This is a genomic window from Ponticaulis koreensis DSM 19734 (assembly GCF_000420665.1).
GTDB lineage: Bacteria > Pseudomonadota > Alphaproteobacteria > Caulobacterales > Hyphomonadaceae > Ponticaulis > Ponticaulis koreensis.
This window is the reverse complement of the sequence record NZ_ATVJ01000001.1, coordinates 1,844,652-1,858,771: the sequence shown is the minus strand read 5'-3', so window position 1 is coordinate 1,858,771 and position 14,120 is coordinate 1,844,652. Positions and strand designations below refer to the sequence as shown.

The window sequence follows — 14,120 nt, the reverse complement described above, 5'->3', positions numbered from 1 at the left end:
CCTCATGTGTTGCCTGTCGCATATTTTTACGTGTCGCACACGCTCAAATACACCTGCCTTTCAGGTCTGTTAACCGGCGCGCGGGACACTCACGCCATGAAAACGACCTCGTCTTTTATGCTCGCAATGGGCGCCCTTCTGTTCGCTGGATCGGCCAGCGCGTCACCTGCCCTCGCCAGAAGCTGGTCTGAGGAGGCTGCAGAGCTGCACACGCGAATTGAAGCGATGGACACACACACGCTCCCCGATGACCTGCGCTTTCGCCTGCAGCGCTTTGGCAGAACGGCAACGCGTCTTTCCACATCGGGGTCACAGGATGCCCCGCTGCCAGAAGACCTTGGCTGTATTTTCAGAGGCATGGCGGAAGAAACAGACGTCCAGCTCTCAGCCTTCGCTGATGACAGCTCTGAAGCGTCGCGAGTGCAGGCTGAGGAGCGGCTCTCCAAGATGCTGGAAGATGCCGTATCTGTGGGTGAAGCCGCTGCAATTGTGTTAGAGGCTGGCGAAGTCATCGAGATGAACCTTCACTCTGACATTAACGGCCAGTGTGGCGGCGGAGATATCAGTTCGCTTCGTGCACCAGATCTGCGCTAACTGTCAGAGCGCCGTGCGGGTCGCCCTGATCCGTTGAGAAAATGAACGCACCAGCGGTCAGCGCAATGGCGAGCACCATGCCTGCAATCAAACCTTTTCTCTGTTGAAGTAACTTCAACACAACTCTATCCGTCTGCAACATCGGCCAGGGAACTACTGACTGATTGTATCTATCACAATTGACGGGCTAAGGATTTGCGGCAAAACAGCCGGCTCTTCCGCGCCCGGTGCGTAGTAGAGATAGAGCGGCACGCCTGCGCGTCCATGGCGAGCGAGTTCTTCAGCGATCTGATCGTCGCGGGATGTCCAATCAGCGATCAGCAAGGACACATTCTGGTCATCCAGAGCATTCTGGACGCGGTCACCGAAAAGCGTTGTGCGCTTGTTCACCTGACAGGTCACACACCAGCTTGCGGTAAAGTCGACAAACACGCCCTGACCCTCTGCACGCAAATCTGCGACGGTCTGAGGTGACCATTCGCCGTCATAGCCCGCATGTGCGCCGCCTGCGCTGCCGGCCTGCGCGTAATTGCCAACTGGTCCCATCAGCATTTGCGCCGGGATGATCAAGGATACGAGCGTGACCACAAGCGCAACGCCCAGGCTAATCTTACGGGCTGCGCCTTTTTCCGGCGACGTCTTCAGAATCCAGGTCGCAAAAGTCAGGCCGACAGCGACGAGACCAACCAGTGCAACAGCGTCAGCACCGGACTGGTTTGCCAGAACCCAGAGAAGCCAGATTGCCGTGAGGAAGAGCGGGAATGCGAAGAATTGCTTCAGACGCTCCATCCAGCCACCCGGCTTCGGCAGGTATTTCGCAATGCCCGGAACGAGGCTTACGAGCAGGAATGGCAGAGCCATACCCAGACCAAGCGTAAAGAAGACCAGAAGCACAATGTGAAGCGGCTGGTTTACGGCAGCACCAACGGCTGCACCGAGGAACGGGCCGATGCACGGCGCGCCAACGAATGCCGCCAAAAGACCGGTAAAGAAAGCGCCCTGATGTCCACCACGTTCAGCGAGATTGCTCCCCACACCCATGAGCGACCCGCCAAAGCTGAACCAACCAAGCATGTTGAGGCCAAGCATGAACATGAGGAGCGACAGGCCCGCAATCACGATCGGATATTGCAGCTGGAAGCCGAGGCCCGCGCTTTCGCCTGCAGAGCGCAGCGCGACGAGGATCACACCAAAGCCGAGGAAACACGTGATGACGCCCGCAGTGTAAAACAGGCCATGCGCACGCACTTCGCCCATCTCGTTAGAGCCTGCCAGAGACAGAATGCTACGAGCCTTAATGAAGAGGACCGGGAGCACACATGGCATCAGGTTCAGAATGATACCACCCAGCAGTGCACCGCCCAGAATAGCCAGCAGGCCACTGAAAGAGAGCGGCGGGGCGGAAGAAGAGGATGATGTGCCACCGGCAAGCGCAGTTCCGCTTGTGCCGGCGATCACGTCACCAACCGGCGCAGTCAGGTCGAATGCGATACGGTTCGCATCGATATCTTCAACGACGAGAACGCCCTCAATATTATCCGGCACGCGGCTACGACCCGAACTTTGAAGCTCCAGCGTGATGCCGTTTGGACCAATGCTCACAGGCTGTTCCGGAGGGTGAAGGATCTGGTGATCTGTCGGGAAGAAGCGCACATTCACGATATCCGCTTCGAACGCAGCGCGCACGATATCGCTTTCGATTGAGAGCTTCCATGGGTCGGAGCTACGATCAATCGCTGCGTTGCCCTCAAATGCCATTGGGAGCTGGGCATCCACACGCCGGAAAACATCTGCGCGGTCTGTGTTGAGTTCAGGCGTATCGGAAATCCAGAGGTCGAGACGGATCGGCGCATCTTCCGGAATACAAATGTCGGCGCAGATAAGGAAGGTCGCGAGGCCCGACATTGTCACGCTGCCGACAGCGTCTTCAGGAATGTCGAGATCGAATGGCAGGATCAGCTCATCTTCGTATCCGTAATTCATCAGGATATCGAGCGGCTGCGGGAATGGCGCAGGCCAGTTAAACTCGCCCGCGGTCACACCAGACGTGTCATCCCAGATGATTTCAGTTGGCAGTCCGGAGTCGCCTGCGTTTTTCCAATAGACGTGCCAGTGATCATCCAGCTCGAGCACGAGCGCTGCGCGTACCGTCTGGCCCGGCACGACACTCACATGGTCAGAGATCAGTTCAACGCGCGCATGGCCTGAATCGTGCGGCAAGGCCGACGCAGAAAATCCGGCAAAGGAAAGGCTGATAAGAGCAATCAGACCTGCCCAGAAAGCGGAAAAAGAATTCATGCGCATGCGTACTACCTGTGTCTCGAGCAATGACAGTTTTGTCGTCTAGCATGGAATATAAAGGGAAAAGTTAGCACGAAAGGGCTCTCGCGCGTTTGTGAGGCACAATGCCCCATCTGTTGATCTTATCCCTAGAACGACGAAGCGCGCAGAGTTGCCTCTGCGCGCACGACGAAGTGGTTCCTGCTTCCCCCGAAGGAGTTTAGCTCAGCGGCTGGCCCGGAGGCGGTGTGCGCAGAGCACGCTGGATCACGCGCTGCCAGTTGAGCAGAGACAGGATGTGAGCGTAGATCGCGCCGATAGCGCCATTGTCACGCAGTTCCTGGAACTTGTCCGCTGGAAGCTGGTTCAGCTTTTCTTCGGAAACCGCCCAGTAATCAGCGATTTTCTGCTGAGGGCCTTCCTGGCCGTTCTGGTCGCGCGGTGTGAAGTTCACTGACTTCTGCTCGAACAGGCCATAGCTGTCGACCAGCTTGACGAATTCCATAGTCGCGCGGCGCTGACGTTCGAATTCTTTACAGAACTCGATTGCGTCGTTTGTGAATTTAGTTGGCTGGCCATTCTCGAAGAAAGGAACTTCCGGCTGGTCTGTGACCATCGGACCTTCACGGTCAACGCAGAGCAGCAGACGGTCGCTTTGATTGTCAGATGCGAACACGAACGGATAGCGACGAACGAATGCTGGCAGGTAGAAATCCTGATCAGAGTTGCCATCAGCGCCAACGAAAAGGTTCTGACCTTCGCGGATGCCCATAACAGCAACGGGCGTTTTGTCATTACCGACGAAAATAACCGGGAACGACGCCGCCGCCATTCCAAATTCGCTTACAGTTACCGGTACGGCGTGCGCGGAACGCAGGAAGCCGAGCGGCTGATCGATACGCTTAACGCCGAGCGAACCGTGAGCTTCCGAAGACAATGGCTCCGGCTTTTTGTAGAACATGACGTTCCCAGACAGCGCAGGGCCTTGTCCGGCTGGATTCGATTCCATAATAGTCTCCCAAAACACAGTGCAGCAGGCCTCTTAAAGGAAAACAATTTCTGCGACAACCTTCTGCACACACCGACAGGCGATGACTCACCCATGCAGGCTAACTTTTTTTCCAAACTGCGCCCGAGCCGGGAAAAATTCGCGCCATTGCGGCTGTCGGCGGGGTCGATCGCGCTTTTGGCGCTAGCCGCCTGTCAGCCCGAAAACGGAGCCCTGTCACCGGAAGCGGCAGCGGTCCAGCGCCAGAACCTCTACATCCAGCTCGAACAGCTGGAAGCACAATTGCCGCAACCGATTCCACTCGATCTTTATGGTATCCCCACTCGTAACCCGCGCGTCTGGTTGCGGGACACGGGTGTGCCGGGGCCGGCGGCGTTTGAGAATGCACGCGTGCGCCGGATTATTGCGATGGAGGAGCTGTCCGGTCTCCAAGCTCCGGAAGCCGATGCACCGGACTTCAACGCATTCTGGGAAATCCACGGCGCATATGTTCGTGCTGGTGAGGTCAGCCGGTTCAGCCACGGCCAGACCGGCCTCATATATTCCCGCCCCTATCCAATCGACCAGCTAAGCGGGCCTCATCTGGCCGCGCTGGACATTATGGGCGTACTCCAGCTTGACTATGAGACGGCTGATGTTCCGATGCTGCTTGGTCTTCTGCCTGAAATCTCGAATGATATTCGCAGCGCTCACCGCCGACTTGCCATGGATGCGGTGTCGGGCGTTGTACCTCCGACAGACATTCTCCAGGACGTCACCGATCAAATCACACGTTCGCCTTTCGCTTCCGAAACGGCATTTCGGTCGTGGCGCGCGCAATGGGAAACGCTCGAATCCGAAGAATTCCCTCGTTCAGACTGGACCATCCAGCTCACCGAGGGCGTGGAACGGCTCTTGCTTCCCGAAATGATTGCGCTTCTGGCGACAATTGAGGGCCTGCCGGAAACAGCGGCGCACGACGCCACTGTCGGTGCGACGACCGCCTATTATGACGCGCTACTCAATCAGGTCACCTCGGGCGTCGCGAATTCAGAGGATTGTCTATTCAACGCCCAGCGCCTCGCAGAAGAGACCGAAGCGGCATTCGATCAGCTTCTCATTGATCACTGGAACGACCACGCGCCGCTGGACGAGGAAGGCAATGCGCTTCTCGATAACATAGCCATTCCCGACAATCCGCTCAGCGCTATGATGTTATGGCAACAACGAGCGCCGCTCGTTCCACCGCCGGCCACACCTACGCCTGATGCAGACGGCCAGCTCGCTACGCCACCAACGCCCGACGTAACCGAAGACGGGCCGCCTGAGAGCTTTGTGAATTTCGAGCGCGCGCTGGAGCATTTGTCCAGCTATCTGGCCGCATACTCGGTTGAGCGCCTGCCGGAATATGAGCTGACACCTATTCTGCCACCTGAAGCACCTCCGCGCGGCCCCGCCCCGCCTGTTCCGACACAACTGTTTGATGAACCTTCTAGCCTGGAAATCTTCGACACTGTGCCGCTTCGGGTGTCCACCGCCTATCTTGAGGCCAATCCAATGGCCCTGTCCGTGATCGAAATTCTTCAAACCTATTTTCCGGGCCACGCCTATCGCGAGATGAAAGGAGAACGCCGCGAGGACCTGCCTTTGCTGTCCCGCGAACTTCGCACGCTTGCGTTTGATCTCGGCTGGCCTGCCTATGCGCTGGATGTGTTGGCCCGCCGGTCCGCGTTTGATGATGCGCCGCAATTAGAAGCCGCGATGCTATATCAGCGTCTGGTCATCTTCACCGAGGCCGAAGCCGAAATCGGCCTCCTGACTGGCACGATGCGCGAAGACGAAGCCGCAAACCTGCTGACAACACGCCTTGGCATTTCCGAAGCCGATGCGCTTGAACGGCTTCAAACCTTCAAGGCAGAACCCGGCCTTGGCTGCGCAGCTACTGAGGGCTACCTTGTATTCACCAGTCTGCGCGAACGGGCACGTGGCGTATTAGGTAACCGACTGAACATCCGGGACTTCCACGACATACTGCTCAGAACCGGTTCTCGCCCGCTCGCGCTGGTCGAACGCGACGTCGACAATTGGATTGCGACACAGGTGAACTGACACAGGAATTCCATATATGCCGGGGAGTCCGGCAAGTTTCGGCCCCATTTCGAACATATCTCTCAAGCTGTTATGGTGTATCAGCTTTTGGGAGGGGAAGATGAAGCCCACAGTTAAACTTGCACTACTCGCCGCCTGCGGCATGCTCGCACTAACCGCATGTGAATCTACAGGTTCAGGCTCTTCAGGCAATCAAGCTATGGCACCGCCGCCATCGCCGCCTCCACCACCACCTCCTCCTCCGCCTCCACCGCCTCCACCGCAGATGCAGGCAATGGCATCACCGCAGTTGAGAGCGGCGCCTTCACCAGTCGCTGGATATATCGCGCCACCTCAGCAGGATATCATGGACCGTGAGCAGTATGAGGATTTCGACGCGAACCCTGTGCGCCGCGTGAGTGACGAGCCGGTGTCCACCTTCTCGGTTGACGTAGACACGGCATCATACTCCGTCATGCGTCGCTATCTGAATGACGGCACAATGCCGCCGGTTGATGCCGTGCGTATTGAAGAGCTGATCAATTATTTCGACTACACCTACCCGGTGCCGGAGAGCACCGACCCGCCATTCTCAACGAATGTCACACTCGTTCCGTCACCATGGGCAGACAATAACTATCTCATGCAGGTCGGCCTGCAGGGATATGAAATTCCGGTCGATGAGCGTCCGCCTATCAATCTGACGCTTCTGGTTGATGTTTCGGGCTCCATGAACGCGCCGGACAAGCTGCCACTCGCCAAACAGGCGCTCGGTATGCTGATCGACCAGATGACAGAGCAGGATACGATCTCCATCGTCGTCTATGCTGGCGCAGCAGGTACGGTGCTGGAGCCGACATCCGGTGACGACAAAGCAGCGATCATGGCAGCACTTGATCGTCTGAGTGCTGGCGGCTCAACTGCGGGCGGTGAAGGCCTTCGCCTCGCCTACTCCCTCGCCGAGCAAAACTTTGACGAGGACTCCGTCAACCGCGTCATGATGCTGACAGATGGCGACTTCAATGTTGGCATTACCAGCAATGAACGCCTTGAAGATTTTGTTGCCCGTCAACGTGATAGCGGGATTTACCTGTCCGTCATGGGCTTTGGTCGCGGCAATTATAACGACCATATGATGCAGACGATTTCCCAGGCTGGAAACGGAACCGCCGGTTATATCGATACGCTGAATGAAGCGCGCAAATTGCTCAGCGATGATCTGTCCGGTTCGCTCTTCACGATTGCCGAAGACGTGAAAATTCAGGTCGAATTCAATCCTGACCGTGTGAGCGAGTATCGCCTGATTGGTTACGAGACGCGGATGCTCAACGAAGCTGACTTCAACAATGATGCCGTAGATGCCGGTGAAATCGGCGCAGGACATACTGTAACGGCTATCTATGAGGTCACGCCCGCTGGAGAGGCTGGCCTGTTGAACCCGCGTCGTTACGGAAGTAATGAACCGGCCGCCGAGAGCACGTCGGACGAATGGGCCTTCGTACAACTGCGTTACAAGCCACCACAGGAAGACGAATCCATTCTGGTCTCCATCCCCGTGACAGACGGCCTGATGTTCGAAAACATTGATGACGCCCCGCTCTACACGCGGTTTGCAACATCAGTTGCAGCCTTCGGCCAGCTCCTGCGTGGCGATCCGTATATGCAAAACGGATTTGGATACGACGACGTCATTGAACTGGCGCTTGATGCGCGCGGCCGTGACGAGTTCGGCTATCGCAGCGAATTTGTTCAGCTGGTGAGGGCGGCGCAAGTCGCGGCAGATCAGGCTGCATTGCAGACACCGGGTCGCGGCGAATAAATCACGCCCCGAGCCAATAAAAAGAAGGCCGGTCCACGGGCAGCGGACCGGCCTTTCAGTTTAGGCAGCGCGGCTCGCGCGTTGGGTGTCACAGACAGGATCAAGACCTTCGCGAAGATCAGCGATAGTGGTTTTGCGATCCAGAATTCGGGTATGTTCCATAAAGAAGACGGCGCGCGCACCATAACGCTGCGCGTCACGATAAGCCCAGATCGGCTGGATATTGTCAGGGCGACCGTCCAGCTCGACGATACGGATAATGCGCCATCCGAAACCGGTATGAGAAGCAAACATGGCGATGCCTTCACGCGCCGCCCAATCAGAGTCCGGGGAAACTCGTTCGAAAGACACTGACCGACCAGACTGACCACAGAAATTCACAACAGGCATGTTCACCCTCCGTTCCATAGGTCATAAATATTCCTCTTTTGTTCTCATGTAAATATTGTTTTGGAACAAATTTAGAATAAATTGGAATAAAGTTTTATGTTTACTTTTTGTTTACTTTATTCGAGTCCGGCGCGGGCCTTGAAGACTGCTTTCGCGCTAAATATCAGAGCATCATCCTGATAGAGTTCTGCCTTCAGAAAAGCGACACGGCGTGACGCTTTCAGGCGCTGGACTTTTGCCTCTCCACCCTTCGGATCAACATCAGCAATCTTACTGAAATCAATCGTTACTAGCACAGGGTCGGTGAAACAGTCTGCAGCTTCCTCACGGAGTGCCCTCAGGATCATTTCAATGGAGAGGATATCATTATCGGCCATGACGCCGGTTTATCCAGCGTCAGGGATCTTCGCAAACGAAAAGAGCCACCCGTTCAAGTGGCCCTTCAGAAACTCAATTCGTGCCTTGCAGGTCAGGCAACAGCCGTATCAGTCGCGGTCTCAGCGCCGCGTGTTCCCAGCAAGTCGCCAAGATGGCCAAAGCCCTTAAGGCCGTAGGCGTCTTCGCAGTATGAAGAAACCGCAGGGAAGATGCCGGAAATCTCGTTATGACCGAGGCCGGCTTTTTGCAGATTGCGGATCATGCCTGTTGCGACCGCCATGCGTCCACCGGGTGTCTGTTCAATCAGGCGCGCAAGCTCGCCTGTGGCCGCGCCAGTCGCTTTACCCGCCTTCGCAGACAGCGCTTTAGCGCCCGGTAGTTTTTTGTATAGCTGGGCTACGAACACAGAGCCTTGTCGCTCGGATGCATTCAAAACAATACCAAGGGCATTTTCAGCACGCTTCGCAGACAGACCGGTCGCTGACGCGACGTGTTTGATCATAGCTTTCATCATAAGGGCTCCATAGTGAGGCACCCCCTGATTAACGCAGCTATGGATTTCCGTATGGTTAAGCAAATGCGGCAGTCCACAGGAGAAACTAACAAAACCAATTAATGAAATACCCGCATGCATTTACCTTGGTAAAAAGCAGGCCGATTTCCGTTAATACTGATTACTGTTTAATGAATGGCATTATTTAAATTTTATCGATCAGGAACCGATTGCCAGATAAAGCGTTCCATCACATGGTCTGATGGAGTTTGGGGGAATTTTGAAATGAATACGCTTTCTGTCCAACGCGCCGTACTGGTTTCTGGCCTGATAGTTATGGTCGCCGCCTGCACGACAACATCCTTGCCGCCACCACCGCCAGAAGCTCCGGTCATGGAAGCCGAGGCAACCATGCCTGTTTGCGCTGACAGAAACTTCCCGATCTATTTTGCTTCCAACGAGACCGATCTTGATGAAATCGCTTTGGATGCCATCGCTATCGCGGTCGAAGCCGCAGAAAGCTGCGATCTTTCAGCGATTGAGATTGTCGCCCAATCAGACGCGATCGGCAGCGACACGGTGAACATGACTGTATCGCAGGAGCGCGCCGACAATGTTCTGGACGCCCTCATGGCAGCTGATCTCGACGTGGACCGCATTGCCATTGTCGCTATGGGTGAAACCAATGCTGTCACCGAAGACAATCTGATCAACCCGATGAACCGGCGCGTCGACGTCTATTTCCGGGAATAGGCCTAAGCCTCGCTCGACGCCATCTTATGCTGACGCGCGAGCACTTCATGGCGCACACGTAGAAACCGTGTCGCCGTGTGAACTTCCAGAAGAAAGCTGATCAGCCCAGCTGCGAGGGCTGCCATCACCATCATGAACAGTATGGCGATGATGATCCCTGCTGCCGCGCCGATAAAATCGAGCACGAAGACCAGCGCGACCAGAATACAGATCAGCACTGCCGAGAGCGAACACAGGAGTACAGCGCGATTGCCATACTTCATGCGCCGGTCCAGCGCCTTCAACTCCATCAGATGACGCCGCTCCAGGACTTCCTCCTCACCTTCTTCAATGAGGCGTTCCAGAACACGCGCACGATCCACGACGCGCCCGAGCCGCCCTGTCACGACATTCAGAAGCGATCCGGTACCGACGAGAAGAAAGATCGGACCAATCGCCACCTGAATTGCAGCCGAAATATCACTGACAGGAATATTAGGAAGAAACGGCAGACTCATCGACAAAACCCAAACTGAAGATCAGGCCCTCAGGCACTGCAGGGTAAACTATACGTATTCGCACTTTAACGCCTACACCGCTGTTCGATAAAAAACCTCGCCAAGGATCTGGCCGAAGGCCCGTTTGCCAAGTTTTCATTAAGTATATCAGGCGAGACTCCATGACCTGAGATGAAAGGCATGACGGTGCAGCTGATTTATCGCAAAGCTCACGACCGGAAACTCAAATCCGGCGCATACACACGTATTCCCGGCAGCTGGATGGTGCGCGAAACCGCTCTCACCTCTCACGGTTCTAAAACATGGCTGCATGACTGCCCGATGTGCGGCGCAAAAGTCCGGTCGGCAAAAATGCCGAATGGAGGCTGGTCGCACTATGAAGCGCGCGGCGGACTGCAGTCTCTCAAGCATCCATGCTTTTATATCGGCGAGGACATCCGCAATGCGCGCGATGTGAAAACGCCGGATCTTTTTGCAAGTCTGTAAAGCCGCGTTACAAGGGCGCCATGTCGCGCACTATTCTGTTCAACAAACCATTCAACGTGCTGTCTCAATTCACCGATAAGGGAAATGAGGGCACGGACCGCCAGACGCTGTCGGACTATATCGACGTCCCAGGCGTTTATGCAGCCGGTCGTCTGGATCGCGACAGCGAAGGCCTGCTCGTTCTGACAAATGACGGCAAGCTTCAGAACAAAATAGCCAGCCCGAAATTCAAACAGCCCAAAACCTATTGGGTGCAGGTTGAAGGTGTGCCGGACGACGCCGCCCTGTCTGCTCTACAGAACGGCGTCGAGCTGAAAGACGGGCTGACACGCCCGGCCATCGTGCGCCCGATAGATGCACCATCAGAGTTGTGGGATCGCGACCCGCCGATACGTGTTCGCAAAAGCGTGCCGGACAGCTGGATCGAGCTTTCAATTACGGAAGGCAGAAACCGTCAGGTACGGCGCATGACAGCCGCAGTCGGTCACCCGACCCTGCGGCTCATACGCTATTCGGTTGGAAGCTGGAGCATTGACGGATTGGCATCCGGAGCGTGGAAGGACGCCTGATCAGGCGAAGAAGTTAAATCCGCCACCGCCAGCTGTCAGTCGCTGAAGCCCCGCCTGAAGATTGGCAATCTGCGCTGTCAGATAAGCGGGCGGCGCACCGCCTGAATTCCGGCCTGGCCCCTGATCATTATTCTTGAGCGCCAGAAGCGTTGGATCATCAACTGCCCAGCGATAAGCCGTACGCAGACCACGAAGCGCGCCCTCGAGAACGTCAAATGCGTCGTCGCGGGATTCTTTGGTGTCGAAGTTCAGATTGTCAAGCAAACCAAGCGCGACGATTTCGGGGCTGTCGCTGATAGAGTCGCGGCCCGGGATCGGCTTTTCCATAATCACGCCAGTTGGGAGACCAAGCGCTGCGAGCGCATCACGGCCTTCAGCGCCGTACTTCAGCTCGATCTGGACACCCTCGTTCGGTGTAATCTTGAGAGACTGCGCACCATTGCTACGGCGCACATCGGCTTTACCGTCAAGCACCAGCGCCGCGTTCAGCTTGAATGTCAGAGACCGCAGATTATCGCCCTGCTCGACTGTAATTTTCTTATCCCGTCCGCCATCTACGGAGACATAGAAATGATCGCCCGGACGAATAGACAGGCGGTCAGTCACGGCCGCTGTATCAGCCAGCACCATATCTCCATCCGGAAGACCGAACGCATCGAGTGTGTTGGAGAAGCTGTCAGAGAGGATCACGTCACTTGCGGACGAAATCCCACCGCGGCCTGACAGGCTGGACGACCAACCCTGCGTACCGTCTGCAACCGACAGAGAACTGAGGAACGCCGACTGATCTTTATCAGACGTTGCCGTACCGAACTCACCTTCGCCAGTGCCTGCGATAATTACTTCGCTGCCGGAAACTTTCAGCCCTTCAACGGATTGATAGTCAGACCCGCCAATGCGTTGCAGCCAGTTCGTGCTGACCACACCGCCGCCATTGACGTTGATGCTCGCAACAAATCCATCACGGTCGGATTGCGTGCCGGTTGTAAATCCGGTTGCATCGGTACCGGTCGTGCGTGTCGAACCACCGATATATATCGTGCCATCGTCTGCAATCTCGAGCGCACCGATATCGCCGCCATTGAGGTTACCGAGAGAGTATGTCCAGTCGGCTGGATCGTCTGTGCCACTCGCATATCGGCGCAAAATGGCCTCACCGTTTTCGATGCTCGCGACGATGACAGATCCATCATCAGCGACCTTCACCTCTTTTACGGAGTCATTCTCGGTCGTGCCGAACTGGCGCAGCCAGAGCTGGTTGCCATCAGCGTCCAGTTTCTCGATGAATGCGTCTTTACCACCTGTGAGCAGGTCTTCAGTCATGCTGCCAGCCGTTGTGCCACCGATGACGAGCGAACCGTCTGCCGCGAAGGCAATCGAGTTACCCTGATCGTCGTAAGTGCTGCCGCGCTGACGGGTCCACTGCTCGATACCATCTGCATCATACATAGTGACGAACGTATCATCGCCGCCGCCAATCGCATTGGTGATCAGCTCGTCAGATGTCTTACCCGTGATTGCGATCTTGCCATCATCAGAGACAGCGAGCGCCAGACCTTCAGCTGAAGTCGCAGCACCGAGCGTACGCGACCAGACCATCTGCCCCTGGCTGTCATAGCGCGCCATGAAGGTGTCGTCTTCACCGCGAATACCGCTTTCGCCGATCACGCCTTCAGTCGTGCCAACGACGACGTATCCACCATCAGGATGAACCGCCGTAGCTGCAATATTTGTTTCCTTGCCGTCTTCGCCGAGACGTGCAGCGTTCGCCATTACTGGCGCGCCTCCGTCGATACCGGTCCAGACGGAAAGCTGTCCGCCGCCATTATCGCCCATGCCGGACTGACCAACCATGATGGCTGCAGGCGCAGCGTCAGCTGCAGAGAAGCTCAGCGTCTCGGTAGAAACGCCTTTGATTTTGAAGCCGAAGTCATCGCCCTGAATAACACCATTTTCGTCTTTAATGCCGATCTTCTCGCGAACGAACGAGCTGCGAATGCCGGCTTCTTCAAGCTTGAAATTGATGAACTCGGCGACGTTGTCGAGATTCCGGACGGTCTTGCCAGTCGTGGCTTCCATTTCGGCCAGATCGATCGTCACCGACGAGGTCGTGTTGATCTTCTTGGCTGTCACCGTGAACACTTTATCGCCGGTGAACGCCGCCACCTCAGCGTCGTACTCGCCAGAGTGCAGAACCTTGGTGTTGTACTCGTAAGAGGAACGTGTGATTGCCGCTTCACTCTGCGCCGCAGACAGGCGCTGTCCGGCGATCAGAATGGTCTTCTGGATATCCACGCTGGCGAGGAAGTTTTTAACTTCCAGAATGCCTTCCAGCATTCTTTTCTGAGCGCGGCTTTCCTGGCCGACCGGAAGGCGGTCTTCTTTGGCAGCCTGCGCGATCGCCGTAATGCTGGCCAGCGCAGAGTATGCTGCAAAAATTTTCGGTACGTCGCCGCGTTCATCGCGCGCATCACGCGCCACGCTATCCGGAAGAAATGAGGCTGCGCCAAGGGCTTTTCGCAGAGCGTCATCAGGATCGACTTCCTGGCGCCAGGGCAAGTCGCTGTTGGATGTTGCGGTCTCTTCCGACGCTTGAGTAGACGAGACAGAGCGAGCCTGTGCGGATGCAAGGCTGAGATTAATCTTCGCGTTGTAATACCCCGCAAGCGGAGAAAAATCGAAATTAATCGGTTCCATCGTTTCGCCATCTTTCAGCGACAAAACACCTGCGACGCGCAGGCGATACTTGATCATTATCCGTCATCGACCTAACGAAAGTACTAAT

At 56.0% G+C, this 14,120-nt stretch carries 14 protein-coding genes; 6 read left to right on the top strand and 8 right to left on the bottom strand.

All coding sequences use genetic code 11. The annotated features are described in order from the left end of the window. Window positions 1-96: 96 nt before the first annotated feature. On the top strand, window positions 97-594 hold the full coding sequence (locus G523_RS20325; protein ID WP_022694826.1) for a hypothetical protein: 498 nt from the start codon (window positions 97-99) through the stop codon (window positions 592-594). Here G523_RS20325 and G523_RS20925 read toward each other — a convergent pair. The 3 genes from G523_RS20925 to G523_RS0109505 form a co-directional block, all read right to left on the bottom strand. Further along, complete coding sequence (locus G523_RS20925) at window positions 563-715, bottom strand: hypothetical protein (RefSeq protein WP_155802637.1); 153 nt, start codon at window positions 713-715, stop codon at window positions 563-565. The two genes, G523_RS20325 and G523_RS20925, sit on opposite strands and share 32 nt — an antisense overlap. A 32-nt stretch (window positions 716-747) precedes the next feature. Then, window positions 748-2,898, bottom strand: coding sequence for a protein-disulfide reductase DsbD family protein (locus G523_RS0109510; RefSeq protein WP_022694825.1), 2,151 nt, complete (start codon window positions 2,896-2,898; stop codon window positions 748-750). Between the two features lie 196 nt (window positions 2,899-3,094). Then, window positions 3,095-3,883 (bottom strand): SapC family protein, encoded by a 789-nt coding sequence (locus tag G523_RS0109505; protein WP_022694824.1) that lies wholly within the window; start codon window positions 3,881-3,883, stop codon window positions 3,095-3,097. A 93-nt stretch (window positions 3,884-3,976) separates the two neighbouring features. On the opposite strand from G523_RS0109505, the gene G523_RS0109500 reads away from it, so the two are divergent. Next, window positions 3,977-5,971, top strand: a complete 1,995-nt coding sequence (locus tag G523_RS0109500; protein WP_022694823.1) for a DUF885 family protein — start codon at window positions 3,977-3,979, stop codon at window positions 5,969-5,971. Between the two features lie 100 nt (window positions 5,972-6,071). Further along, window positions 6,072-7,769: a vWA domain-containing protein gene (locus tag G523_RS0109495; protein ID WP_022694822.1), complete on the top strand. Its 1,698-nt coding sequence runs from the start codon at window positions 6,072-6,074 to the stop codon at window positions 7,767-7,769. Window positions 7,770-7,829: 60 nt separating this feature from the next. Here G523_RS0109495 and G523_RS0109490 read toward each other — a convergent pair whose 3' ends face one another. The 3 genes from G523_RS0109490 to G523_RS18830 form a co-directional block, all read right to left on the bottom strand. Beyond that, window positions 7,830-8,159 (bottom strand): hypothetical protein, encoded by a 330-nt coding sequence (locus G523_RS0109490; protein ID WP_022694821.1) that lies wholly within the window; start codon window positions 8,157-8,159, stop codon window positions 7,830-7,832. A gap of 116 nt (window positions 8,160-8,275) precedes the next feature. Continuing rightward, complete coding sequence (locus G523_RS0109485) at window positions 8,276-8,536, bottom strand: acyl-CoA thioesterase domain-containing protein (RefSeq protein WP_022694820.1); 261 nt, start codon at window positions 8,534-8,536, stop codon at window positions 8,276-8,278. A gap of 92 nt (window positions 8,537-8,628) precedes the next feature. Beyond that, window positions 8,629-9,051, bottom strand: coding sequence for a hypothetical protein (locus G523_RS18830; protein ID WP_022694819.1), 423 nt, complete (start codon window positions 9,049-9,051; stop codon window positions 8,629-8,631). Between the two features lie 264 nt (window positions 9,052-9,315). On the opposite strand from G523_RS18830, the gene G523_RS0109475 reads away from it, so the two are divergent. Further along, window positions 9,316-9,783, top strand: a complete 468-nt coding sequence (locus tag G523_RS0109475; RefSeq protein ID WP_022694818.1) for an OmpA family protein — start codon at window positions 9,316-9,318, stop codon at window positions 9,781-9,783. A 2-nt stretch (window positions 9,784-9,785) separates the two neighbouring features. Here the strand turns inward: G523_RS0109475 and G523_RS0109470 are convergent, their stop codons facing one another. Continuing rightward, window positions 9,786-10,280: a DUF2721 domain-containing protein gene (locus G523_RS0109470; protein ID WP_022694817.1), complete on the bottom strand. Its 495-nt coding sequence runs from the start codon at window positions 10,278-10,280 to the stop codon at window positions 9,786-9,788. Between the two features lie 180 nt (window positions 10,281-10,460). Between G523_RS0109470 and G523_RS0109465 the strand changes: the two genes are divergently transcribed. Then, on the top strand, window positions 10,461-10,766 hold the full coding sequence (locus G523_RS0109465; RefSeq protein WP_155802636.1) for a hypothetical protein: 306 nt from the start codon (window positions 10,461-10,463) through the stop codon (window positions 10,764-10,766). A gap of 20 nt (window positions 10,767-10,786) precedes the next feature. Beyond that, the gene (locus G523_RS0109460; RefSeq protein WP_022694815.1) at window positions 10,787-11,335 is read left to right on the top strand and encodes an rRNA large subunit pseudouridine synthase E; all 549 of its coding nucleotides are present in this window, start codon (window positions 10,787-10,789) and stop codon (window positions 11,333-11,335) included. Here G523_RS0109460 and G523_RS0109455 read toward each other — a convergent pair whose 3' ends face one another. Further along, window positions 11,336-14,089 carry an autotransporter outer membrane beta-barrel domain-containing protein gene (locus tag G523_RS0109455; RefSeq protein WP_022694814.1) on the bottom strand — a complete coding sequence of 918 codons (2,754 nt, stop codon included), beginning with the start codon at window positions 14,087-14,089 and terminating at the stop codon, window positions 11,336-11,338. Window positions 14,090-14,120 lie beyond the last annotated feature (31 nt).